General features: G+C 28.7%; 22 protein-coding genes. All 22 read left to right on the top strand.

What is annotated here, in order from left to right; translation table 11 throughout:
- The first annotated feature begins 116 nt into the window (after nt 1–116).
- Nucleotides 117–575 (top strand): hypothetical protein, encoded by a 459-nt coding sequence (locus tag KGF39_RS18025; RefSeq protein WP_227823358.1) that lies wholly within the window; start codon nt 117–119, stop codon nt 573–575.
- On the top strand, nt 550–711 hold the full coding sequence (locus KGF39_RS18030; RefSeq protein WP_227823359.1) for a hypothetical protein: 162 nt from the start codon (nt 550–552) through the stop codon (nt 709–711). Before KGF39_RS18025 ends, KGF39_RS18030 begins: the two co-directional genes overlap by 26 nt.
- A complete protein-coding gene (locus tag KGF39_RS18035; protein WP_095915412.1) occupies nt 708–881 on the top strand; it encodes a DUF3797 domain-containing protein in 174 nt (57 codons plus the stop codon). The genes KGF39_RS18030 and KGF39_RS18035 overlap by 4 nt, the downstream gene beginning before the upstream one ends.
- Nucleotides 881–1120 carry a hypothetical protein gene (locus KGF39_RS18040; protein WP_227823360.1) on the top strand — a complete coding sequence of 80 codons (240 nt, stop codon included), beginning with the start codon at nt 881–883 and terminating at the stop codon, nt 1118–1120. The genes KGF39_RS18035 and KGF39_RS18040 overlap by 1 nt, the downstream gene beginning before the upstream one ends.
- A gap of 115 nt (nt 1121–1235) precedes the next feature.
- Nucleotides 1236–1589: a hypothetical protein gene (locus KGF39_RS18045; protein WP_227823361.1), complete on the top strand. Its 354-nt coding sequence runs from the start codon at nt 1236–1238 to the stop codon at nt 1587–1589.
- A 94-nt stretch (nt 1590–1683) separates the two neighbouring features.
- Nucleotides 1684–1905, top strand: coding sequence for a hypothetical protein (locus KGF39_RS18050; protein WP_227823362.1), 222 nt, complete (start codon nt 1684–1686; stop codon nt 1903–1905).
- Nucleotides 1902–2897: a nucleoid-associated protein gene (locus KGF39_RS18055; protein WP_227823363.1), complete on the top strand. Its 996-nt coding sequence runs from the start codon at nt 1902–1904 to the stop codon at nt 2895–2897. Before KGF39_RS18050 ends, KGF39_RS18055 begins: the two co-directional genes overlap by 4 nt.
- An 8-nt stretch (nt 2898–2905) precedes the next feature.
- Nucleotides 2906–3775, top strand: a complete 870-nt coding sequence (locus KGF39_RS18060) for a radical SAM protein (protein ID WP_227823364.1) — start codon at nt 2906–2908, stop codon at nt 3773–3775.
- Between the two features lie 4 nt (nt 3776–3779).
- Nucleotides 3780–3956 (top strand): hypothetical protein, encoded by a 177-nt coding sequence (locus KGF39_RS18065; RefSeq protein WP_227823365.1) that lies wholly within the window; start codon nt 3780–3782, stop codon nt 3954–3956.
- 27 nt (nt 3957–3983) lie between these two features.
- Nucleotides 3984–4313, top strand: a complete 330-nt coding sequence (locus KGF39_RS18070; RefSeq protein WP_227823366.1) for a hypothetical protein — start codon at nt 3984–3986, stop codon at nt 4311–4313.
- 97 nt (nt 4314–4410) lie between these two features.
- Nucleotides 4411–4683 carry a hypothetical protein gene (locus KGF39_RS18075; protein WP_227823367.1) on the top strand — a complete coding sequence of 91 codons (273 nt, stop codon included), beginning with the start codon at nt 4411–4413 and terminating at the stop codon, nt 4681–4683.
- 22 nt (nt 4684–4705) lie between these two features.
- The gene (locus KGF39_RS18080) at nt 4706–4921 is read left to right on the top strand and encodes a DUF3850 domain-containing protein (protein ID WP_227823368.1); all 216 of its coding nucleotides are present in this window, start codon (nt 4706–4708) and stop codon (nt 4919–4921) included.
- A 13-nt stretch (nt 4922–4934) separates the two neighbouring features.
- Entirely contained in the window at nt 4935–5300 is a 366-nt protein-coding gene (locus KGF39_RS18085) for a hypothetical protein (protein ID WP_227823369.1), read from the top strand.
- 15 nt (nt 5301–5315) lie between these two features.
- Nucleotides 5316–5723, top strand: a complete 408-nt coding sequence (locus KGF39_RS18090; RefSeq protein ID WP_227823370.1) for a RusA family crossover junction endodeoxyribonuclease — start codon at nt 5316–5318, stop codon at nt 5721–5723.
- Between the two features lie 15 nt (nt 5724–5738).
- Nucleotides 5739–6350, top strand: a complete 612-nt coding sequence (locus KGF39_RS18095) for a ribonuclease H family protein (RefSeq protein WP_227823371.1) — start codon at nt 5739–5741, stop codon at nt 6348–6350.
- A gap of 93 nt (nt 6351–6443) precedes the next feature.
- Nucleotides 6444–6932 carry a hypothetical protein gene (locus KGF39_RS18100; protein WP_227823372.1) on the top strand — a complete coding sequence of 163 codons (489 nt, stop codon included), beginning with the start codon at nt 6444–6446 and terminating at the stop codon, nt 6930–6932.
- Between the two features lie 321 nt (nt 6933–7253).
- Complete coding sequence (locus KGF39_RS18105; protein ID WP_227823373.1) at nt 7254–8009, top strand: DUF5986 family protein; 756 nt, start codon at nt 7254–7256, stop codon at nt 8007–8009.
- Between the two features lie 33 nt (nt 8010–8042).
- Nucleotides 8043–9191 (top strand): XRE family transcriptional regulator, encoded by a 1149-nt coding sequence (locus KGF39_RS18110; protein WP_227823374.1) that lies wholly within the window; start codon nt 8043–8045, stop codon nt 9189–9191.
- A 68-nt stretch (nt 9192–9259) separates the two neighbouring features.
- Nucleotides 9260–9394: a hypothetical protein gene (locus KGF39_RS19990; protein ID WP_255643631.1), complete on the top strand. Its 135-nt coding sequence runs from the start codon at nt 9260–9262 to the stop codon at nt 9392–9394.
- A gap of 61 nt (nt 9395–9455) precedes the next feature.
- Entirely contained in the window at nt 9456–9947 is a 492-nt protein-coding gene (locus KGF39_RS18115; RefSeq protein WP_227823375.1) for a ParB N-terminal domain-containing protein, read from the top strand.
- Between the two features lie 2 nt (nt 9948–9949).
- Complete coding sequence (locus KGF39_RS18120; protein ID WP_227823376.1) at nt 9950–10717, top strand: hypothetical protein; 768 nt, start codon at nt 9950–9952, stop codon at nt 10715–10717.
- On the top strand, nt 10714–10969 hold a 256-nt coding region (locus KGF39_RS18125), incomplete at its 3' end, for a queuosine precursor transporter (RefSeq protein ID WP_227823377.1). The genes KGF39_RS18120 and KGF39_RS18125, both read left to right, overlap by 4 nt.

The raw sequence follows: 10969 nt of genomic DNA on the forward strand, positions 1-10969 counted from the left end.
GAACAAGTAATTAAGTTAGCTGAAAAGATATTAAATAAGAAAAAGTGTTCTGTTAATAAAGCAATTGATAGCTATAAAAATATTAAGTAAATATGAGTGCGAGGGGATGTTAAGAAATGAGTTTAATTAAGTATAGAGGTTATGATTTTGAAAATGAAAAGTGGATTTATTCAGCAACAATAATGTGGAGTGATGCAGTAGATTGTTTATTTATGCTAAAAGAAGATTGCGAATGGCAAAGAGTTTCTAACGTTGGAATATTCTCTAAACGTTGGTCTAGAAATAATGAAGAAATTTATGAGGGAGATATATTGAAAGAACCTTATAATACTAAAAATAAACATGAATATGGAATTGTAAGACAAGAAAATTATGCTCTTGAATTATATGTTGAATGGCATTATTTAAAGCAATTTGAAGGTAAATGGGAGGAACTTACAAGTAAAGCAACTATAATGAATAGCAAAGAATATATAGTAATTGGCAATGAATGCGAGAATTTGGAAGAAGTTAGAAAAGAATTTTTAGAGAGTAAGGAGAAACTTGAGAATGAAAATACAAATGCAGTTAACTAAAGATAAAGAGAGTTTCAAAGTTTATGTAAATTCAGAAGAAGAAGAAGAGCTGGAGAGATTGTTTTATGAATTTGTATCACAAATGTTAGCTTATAAAAGAAAAAGTAAAACAGTTCAAGGAGATATTGAGAAATGAAATTAAAAGATATTATAAAACTTGGAGAAAAGTATTGCTATTGTCCTAATTGTGGTAATGACAAGATTGGAAATGATGAAGGCAAGTTAATAGTTGAAGAACACACATATTATAGAGAATGTTCATGTGGATTCAATATATTAATTGATGATAGAAAGGATGAGATATAATGCATATTTCAACGATTATCTTAATACTAATAGGAAGTTTTATAGCTGGTAGAATTTATGAGAATCATCTGAGAACTAAAAACTGTGAAGAATGTGAAAGTATTAGGGAATTTATACAGTCTAACGATTTGTGTGAGTATTGTTCAAAAGAAATTGATACATGTGATAAAAAGTGTTACAAAAACATTTTAAATAGAAGAAGAAAGCATTATATAGATGGAGAGGATGTTGAAAAGTGAATATCTTAGCTAGTATTGTGCTCATAATAAGTAGCTTTATAGTTGGTAGGGTTTATGAGTATAGATTGAATCTAAAAGAGTGTGAAAATTGTGATAATAAAAGAGGTGTATAAGAATGAGTAAAGTTATACAATGTGACTTTTGCAAGAGCATATTTGAAGAAAATAATTTAGAATGTATTGAGCTATATAAAAAGAATGTTGAAAATGAAATGATTAACATAGATAAGCATATGTGTCCGGCTTGTTATGAAAAATTCGTTGGAGAGAAAGTAGAAAAGAAAATAACTAATTTTGAAAAAATAACTAGAGATAAAGAAAGTTTAAAGGATTTCTTGTTTGAATGTGATGCAGAGTGTAGTTGTTGCATTTATGCAAATAAAGATGATTGTTATCCAACTAGTTGTGTTACAGGATGCGAAAAGTGGCTTGATATTGAGGTAGAAGAAATGGATATGAAAAATATCTAATTAAAACAGTTTAGAGAGTTGCAAAATATCTTTTAGTATAAATTATTGTTGAAGTGTTTTGTGGCTCTCAAAAATGAAATAAAGAGGTGAACAAATGTCAAAGTATGTATTGAGATGGCAAAAAGGGCTATTGTTGGATGAACGTAAAATAAATTATTCGTGTGGAAGTAAAGAAATGTTAAAACAAAAAGCTGAATTATTAGCTAAAGATGACAAGATACTGCTTGTAACAATAGATAAAGTTGAAGAAGTTATAAAGGATACTAGAAGTCAAAAAATGGTTGAATATTATTGTGATGGAGGAATTGAAATATGATAATACACAAATTTATAATACATGTTTTAGATAAGAATAGTGATACACCAATACTAAATGATTTTGAGGGTAGAGTCAGTCAAGATATTGAAGCTTTCTTTCAAAAGAAAATAAGCAAAGTATCAAGAGATAATGACATCAGAACAGCAGTATTTAATGACTATAGTAACAATTTAATTAAGAGTTGTTGTGAACAGATTATTTATGATGAAAGTTCGTTTTTAAATAACTCTAAAGAGATTGCAGCTTATTTATTTGATGTTATGAAGCTTAATGCTACATTAGAATCTTGCGACTTAGCAATTTGCTTATACTCTCAAAAAGACGAAAAGAAAGTTGCTATATTAAAACTTGATTACAACAAGTCGTATACTCATTCTATTAGTTTTGAGGATGATAAATTCAACATACAGATGTCAACTAATGAAGTTAATATACAAGAGACTAAAGCAATTAAAATAGGGGCAATTATTGGTTTGAGTGGAATCAATGATGAATACCATTTGAGTGTTTTAGACAAAGATGCAGAAAAGGAAGAAGGTAATTCTAAGTTTGTTACAGAGTTTTTAAATGCTACTAAAGTGAAAGATGATAAGTATAAGACTAAGATGTTTAAAGCTTTTGTGGATTCTTATATAGCAAATTTATATAGTGATATGAAACAGGGCGAAGACGTAAGAAGTATACTGCTTTACATGCTAAAAGAAAAGCAAAATCTTGATATAAATGAGTTCACTGAAAAGGCAATAAAGGAAGATTTAAAAGATAGTTTTAAGGACCATATAGAAGAAAAAGGAATTGAAAGTTTTAATATTGATAAAAAATGGGTTGAGAAGAATTTAAAAAATAGACATATAAAAACGGATACAGGCTTTGAGATAAAAGGTAAAATGGAGGGCTTTGAGGATTTTATGAAATATGGTATTAGACATAATGGAAATGGGACTATAGATATAGTTATTAAAAATGTTAATTTCTATAATGAGAAGTAGGTGTTCATATGAAAATAGGCTTAATAGATGTTGATGGACATAACTTTCCTAATTTAGCACTTATGAAAATATCAGCATACCACAAAAAATTAGGCGATAAAGTGGAATTTGTAAATTTCTTTGAAGAATATGACAAAGTATATAAAACTAAAGTATTTACTTTTTCAGATGATGATTACACAGTTATAAATGCTAAGGAAGTCATAAAGGGTGGTACAGGATATAATTTACAGAATAAATTGCCATCAGAGATTGAATTTATGTATCCAGATTATGATTTATATGATATTAAAAATGTTGCTTATGGCTACTTAACAAGAGGGTGTCCTAGAGGATGTGAGTTTTGTATAGTTCAAGAAAAGGAAGGAAATAAAAGTTATAAGGTAGCCGATTTAAACCAGTTTTGGAGGGGTCAAAAAGAGGTTAAACTGCTAGACCCTAATATTTTAGCTTGTAGTAAGTGGGAAGAACTTTTAAAGCAACTTATAGATAGTAAAGCTTGGGTTGATTTCACTCAAGGACTTGATATAAGGCTTATGACAGAGAAAAAAGCAGAAATGATTAACAAAATTAAAATAAAACGGATCCATTTTGCATGGGACAATTATGAGTTCAATACGTATGACAAGCTAAAAGAATTTAGAGGTAAATTGAATTTTAAGAAGCAAAAATTAGGTGTTTATGTTCTTACTAATTTTAATACTACTTTTGAGCAAGATTTAGAACGTATTTACAAATTAAAAGAGCTAGAATATGACCCTTATATAATGATATTCGAAAAATGGAAATGCCATCATGAGTATAGAAGGTTGCAAAGATGGGTTAATAATAAGATTATTTTCAGAAGTGTAGATAAATTTGAGGATTATAAGGGGTGAGCATATGACTAATAAAGAAATGTGCAAGTCAAATAATCTTGGTGAAAGAGAAGTATATAAAAATTTTGGAAAAGAGATTTGTGCTAGTTGTATAAATGATAGGAGAGATTGTGAAAGTAAAGATTGTGATATAGCACATAAAACATGGTTGGAGAAGGAAGTAGATAATAAGAAGGTGTAAGTTTAAACTAGTTAAGGGGGTTAATTTATGAATATTTTCTTAGTTACTATACTACTAATAATTATTTGTGTATTAGCAAATTATGTGAAAAATCGCATATATAAAAAATCTATAAATAATCTAAAATATAAATATTCTGTAGGGGAAAAGATTATATATCATCAAATAAACTGTTACTATAACAGAATGGTTGGTTGTGAAATTTTAGAAAAATGTTATAGTACGAAATTTAGAAAAAGAAATACCCCGCTTTATAAAGTAAAAGCATATGTAGGTGATAACAATACAACATGGGTTATACCAGAGTGGAGAATTGAATGTCTTGCTACGACTTATGGAGAATTTCCTAAATATTAAATAATAAAAATTGGTTGGAGTATAAATAGTCAAGGTAAGTTTGTGAATGAAACTAGAAGTTTATAGACTTACTTTGACTTATAAAAGAGGTGAGATTATGATTACTACTCAAATGTATAAGATAAATGAAGAAATATATTTAAATGATTTATGCTTGGAAGAAAATAAGGAAATGACCATATGGGTAGAAAAGAATAAAGATACACATGAATTTATATGGTTAAAAATAGCAAATGTAAATGGCAAGTTAGCTATATTTGTACAAGATATTGAAGATGCTGTAGTAAATGAATGGCAAGGTCAAATAGCATATAAAAAAGTTATATCTCAAATAGAATATGAACAAATTGAAAAAGGGGAAAAAGACTAAAACTTTTAAAGGGTGTGAGCTTATGATACATGAATTGCAAATATCTTCTAGTACTTTTAAAGATGTAATTAAGAATAAAAAACAAATTGAAGTAGAATATACAGCAAATTTTAAAGCAGGAGATACAGTCATATTGCAGTCATTTAAGGATAAAAAGTTTACAGGAATTGAGGTAAATAAAGAGATTGAGTATTTTATTAAATTAGGAAATGGGTATGTTGAGTTGGGAATAAAGTAGGGGAGGAATAAAAATGGATATATGTAAGGATTGCTTTCATTTTAAACGTTACAGAGGTATGGAAATTGGAAGATGTAATAAAAAAGGAAAAGAGGTCTATGATAGAGCAAAAAAATGCAAGTTTTATAAAAATAGAAATCAAAATCTGAGCATAGAGGAGTTATTAAGTGAAATAGAAAGATGGTCAAATGAAAAAAAGAATAGTTATGTAATATGTTTTGATGAACATGACAGTATACAGATTGATATAGTTCAAGACATTAATAGACCCAATAATCCAGAAGATGATACACTTCTCGAACAATATATTGAAGATAATTATGGTTATGTGAAATACGAAGTTATTGATTTGGATTCTGTAGAGAAAGTTGAGTTATAAAGTCAGGGGGCAATAATGAAGATTAATTTTACAATAGGTGGAGAACCAGTTGGCAAAGAAAGACCAAGAATGAACTCTATAACTAAAAGGACCTATACACCTAATAAGACTAAAAATTATGAGGAGTTAATAAAATGGCTATATCAATCTAAAGTTAAACATTACTTTGAAGGTTATATAAAAATGACTTTAAGATGTTACTATTCTATAGCTAAAAGTAATAGTAAAAAAGTTAAAGAGCAGAAAAGAAATAATGTGTTAAGACCCAGTAAAAAACCTGACATTGACAATGTAGTCAAGATTATAGCTGACTCACTCAATGAGATAGCTTATAAGGATGATACACAGATTGTTGAGGTTGTAGCTAGTAAATATTATAGTGATAAGCCAAGGGTTGAGGTTGAGTTGGAAGATGTTATTTAAGGAGGGTTAAATAAAATGCCTAGCAAATATTATGCTGTTAGAAAAGGTCATAAAACTGGAATATACAATAATTGGGAGGAGGCATATAAACAAGTGAGAGTGTATTCATGTGCAGAATATAAGGGCTTTTACTCATTAAAACAAGCAAAACTATATTTAGAAGGATGTAATTTAGGGCTAGAGGATATAAAGCAAGATAAAGACACTATGATAGCATACATAAGTGGAAGTTATTCAGAAAAGTTGAATAAATATGGGTCTGGAGTAGCTATATGTAGACATAATGGGATGGTTTATGAAGAATGGGACAATGGAGAAAATAGAGCAGCATTATTATTAAAAGATATAGCAGGAGAAATAAAAGCAGCAATAATAGCTATGAGAGAAATAAAAGAAATGGGAGTTAAAAAGCTAATAATAGTTTACAACTTTGAGGGTATTTCTAATTTAATAAATAAAAGTAGAAAAGCTGAAAATGAAACGGAAGAAACATATGTTAATTATTATGAAGAAAATATTAAAGATTATGTAGATGTAGACTTTAAGCATATAGATAATTGCTTTAATGAAGCTATGCATGGCATGGCTAAGTACTTAGCTAAATATAACGCTTATAGATATTGTTAAGTAAAAGAAAAAAGGAGTGCTTTCACACTCCGCTTGTCAAAAATATAAAGCTTTTATCCAAGATTATTATAACATAAACAGGAGTGTGAAAGTATGGATAATAATATTAATAAAAAAGAACTATTTAAAAAAGTAGAAGGTAGACTACATCAGTATAAATTTTTAAATGCAGAAATTAAAAATCTTGAATTAGATATAGAAAGTAGAGAAAATGAAATATTTGGGTGTAAGGCTGTTGGATATGATGAAAAAGTAAGTCCAACATATGCTTTTAACTCAACTGTTGAGAATGAGATTATAAAAAAAGAAAGAGATATTTCTAAATTAAAAAAACTGAAAAAAGATAAAGAAATAGAAAAGAAGAAAATAGAAAATGCACTTACATGCTTAGATATAAGAGAAGAACATTTCTTTAAACTGTTTTATAATAGCAGAATGAAAAATAGTATGGTTTATATATCCTTAGAAATGAACTCAGATAGGAAAACATGTAGATGTGTAAGGGAAAGATTGGTGTATAAAGTTATGGATATGCTTTATCCAAGAATTAAGGAAAATGAACTCCCATTATTTAAAAATTAGAAAATTCCCCAGTTTTTCCCCAAAAATTCCCACTTTATTCCCTACTTTCTCCCCTTTTTGATTAAAAAAGCATGAGATAATAGTATTGTGGAAATGGAAAATTTCCCTCTCAAAACTTAATATTTGGCTAGAGTTAAGGGATTATTTTTGCTCTAGCCAAAGTGAATAATTTTTATAATTAGGGATATTATATAAACAATTAAAAAATTTTAAATGACGCTTTAAATATAAAAAATGCACATATTTGACTTTTAATATTGACACTTTAGCACAAAACGCCTACAATAAATATATAAAAATATGCAGGAGGTGTATGCCTGAGTGTCAAATAAAATAAAATTAGAAGTTCCGAATGAAATAAGTTACGTCATTGTTCAATGCTTTAGTAAGGCAAGAGAAGAAATTAGAGAATATACAGGAAAACAAAACTTTATAACTAAAAATGGAGTACCTTTTCAGTTCTGGGATTTGTTAAATAATGCAATTGATACCGCATTTAATAGTTCTAATTTTAAAGCGTATAAATCTAAACGTGGACGTTGGAGAATGATTTTTATATATGATAAAAATAGCAAGTATCTTTATGTATTAATGAGAGAGCAAAGATATAAAGAACTTCATAACAATATCAATAAAAGAGAAAAAATGCATTATGTAGATATTTTAACTAAGGCATTTAATGGAGATTTAAAAGCTCCTATTGAACAACTATCATTTTTTTCAATAGAATTTGATAATGAAGACAAAGTTGAAATATATTTACAGAAATTAATTGATAGTATAAATAAAGATGGTGCTATCATTGAACACCATGTATTATTATTATTTAATCAAACAGCTGAATATGAACTGACATCTATTCGTGCTGTGATGGTTGACACAAATTTAAATATTGTATCAGAACAAAATTTGAGTTCTTATATATCTATAGAAGAAAGTACAGTTGTAGAAAAAGTTGATAAGACTAATCCTGCTGCAAATAATCCTACTCTTGGATTGAAATTAACTGCAAAAGCAGATGCAAGAAAGAAAACACATCCTTTAAAAAAGGCGAAAAAGGAGGAAGATGCCAAGTAGTCACTTTTTAGTGAATAGATGGAGGAAATAATTATGGAAATTAATTTTAATGGAGAGCGTTTAAAGAAAGCTCGTATATATAGAGGAATGACAGTAGCTGAATTAGCTGAGAGAATTGACTGTCAAAGACAGACTGTTTCGATGTATGAGAATAATAAATCGAAACCAAATGATAATAATGTAGTGAAACGAATAGCAAGAGTGTTAGGTTTTCCGGTTAAGTTCTTTTTAGAAACAGGAACTAATATTGCAATAGGTTCAACATATTTCAGAGCATTATTGACTACAAATAAAAAATATAGAGCAGAACAAATTCAAAAAATGGAATTTCTAGCAGAAATATATTTCTTCTTACAAGATTATATTGAATTCCCAACATTAAATTTACCAGATTGTTCTGGTAAAACACCAGAAGAAGCTGCTTTACTTTTAAGAGAAGCTTGGGGATTAGGATTAAAGCCTATTGATAATATTATTTATGAAGTAGAGCAACATGGAATACTTGTAACAAGCTTTTCAACCTCTACAGATGATATAGATGCATTCAGTCAGATGATAGATATTTCAGGAGAAACTGTTTATCTGATTGGATATTCTAGTAATAAGACTTCTGCCTCTAGAATTCATTTTGATATAGCTCATGAATTAGGGCATATATGCTTGCATGAGTGGAGCGAGGATGTAGAAGCTTTAGAAAAACAAGAATTTAAAGACAGAGAATCAGAAGCTAATAGATTTGCATCTGCATTCTTATTACCAGAAGAGACTTTTAAAATTGATGCTAAGAGAACTCCTTTACGTATTCCAAACTATACAGAATTGAAACGTAAATGGAAAGTTTCTATACAAGCAATGATACGCCGTTCATATTCTTTAGGAATTATCAGCATGGATGAATATCAGTCTATGATTCGTACTTTGCAGCGTAGAGGACTAAGAAAATCAGAGCCATTAGATGATGAATTATTAACTTCTCTACCAGCATTGTTAAAAACAGCAGTTTTGATGTTATTAAATGAGAAGGTATTTACTCCAAAAGAGTTTATGGATGAACTTTCATTTTCCTATAACTTTAGTCTAGAGCCAGAAGAAGTAGAATATCTATTAAGTCTACCTAAAAATACTCTAACTTCTGCTAAAGTTATACCATTTCCTGATTTACAACTTAAAAAAGATATTTAACTTATATTTTAAATAGAGCGAGGACTTATGACCTCGCTTAAATTATATAGAATAGGGGGAAATATGAAATGGGAATATTAGAAGGTGCAACTAAAATAAGAGAGATAGCCAAAAGGATTGCTATAGAAAAAGGAATAACAGAGCAAGAGGCATGGAATGATGCTGTCAGAGAATTTAAAGAAAAATATGAGTGTTTAGTTTAAAGAGTCATCTTAAATAGGTGGCTCTTTTATTATATTCAAAATTAAAAAAGGAGGTCTTAAATTGAACAAAAGAGAAGTTATTTATCTTAATTTAGAAGATATAAAACCTTATGAAAATAACCCTAGAAACAACCATGATGCAGTAGAGAAGGTTGTTAATTCAATTAAAGAATTTGGTTTTAATAATCCAATTACAGTTGATAAAGATTATGTAATTGTAACAGGTCACACAAGGTATGAAGCTTCTAAAATACTTAATTTGAAGCAAGTTCCATGCCTAGTTTTAAAAGATTTGACAGAAGAAGAAATAAGAGGCTATAGATTAGCTGATAATAAGACAAGTGAATTTTCTGATTGGGAGTTTGATAAATTAACAAAAGAATTAGCTGAAATAGAAAATATTGATATGAGTAATTTTGGATTTAATGTACTAACATTCGAAGATTTAGGAGTACTTGATTCAGATTTTATATTAGATGAAGAATTAGAAGAAAAAGAGAAAAAAGGAAAATCAGTAAAATGTCCATGTTGTGGTGAGGAGTTTGAAATATAAAAATGAGGATATTTTTAGCAGCAACAAAAAGTGGAATGAATAAGGAGTTAAGATTAGAAACAATAGAGAAATGTAAACCTCAATACATCTTAGAAACTTTTTTTAACAAAGAAAAAGCGTGTTTGGAAGCTATGAGTATAGTAGGAAATGAGAATTTCTTATTAGATTCGGGGGCTTTTTCTTTTATGAATGGCACAGAAATCTCAAAAGAAGAAATGGAAAACTATATTGATAGATATATAAAGTTCATTAAAGACTACAATATAAAATATTTCTTTGAAGTTGATGTAGATGTGATATTTGGATTGGAACAGGTAGAGAAATGGACTAGAAAAATAGAAAATGAAGTAGGTAGACAATGTATACCAGTTTGGCATAAAACAAGAGGTGTGGAGTACTGGAAAAAACTATGTGCAACATATAAATATATTGCAGTTGGAGGATTTGCAATAAATGATATAAAAAAACAGGAGTATCCTTTAATACAAAAAATGGTTGAGTATGCTTATCAAAAAGGTGTGAAAGTACATGGGTTAGGGTTTACTAAAACAAAGATATTAAAGTCATTCAAGTTTTATAGTGTTGATAGTAGTAGTTGGACTGTAGGAGCAAGCATTGGACAGCAATTATATACATTTAAAGATGGAGATATACATATAAGAAGATTAAAAAAAGAAGGTAATAAGAAAACAGATTTAAAAAAGTTAGTAGCGCACAGCATGTGTGAGTGGGTTAAATATCAAAAATATATGAATGGAGTGAGATATTGAAAAAGACAGAAAGAAATTTAACATTATTAAATTGTGTATTTGTAACGAGTTTAGTGGTTTCTAACATTGTAGCAGGAAAGGTAATCGATATATTTGGGCTTATAGTTCCTGCCGCGGTTGTTGCATATCCGCTAACATTTTTATGCACTGATGTAATTGGAGAAATATGGGGCAAAGAAGAAGCTAACAGAACAGTCAAAAGAGGTATTTTAATGCAGTTATTCAGCCTTTTATTGATTACAATAGCTATAG

Source organism: Clostridioides sp. ZZV14-6345 (assembly GCF_020657775.1).
Taxonomy (GTDB): Bacteria; Bacillota; Clostridia; order Peptostreptococcales; family Peptostreptococcaceae; genus Clostridioides; species Clostridioides difficile_D.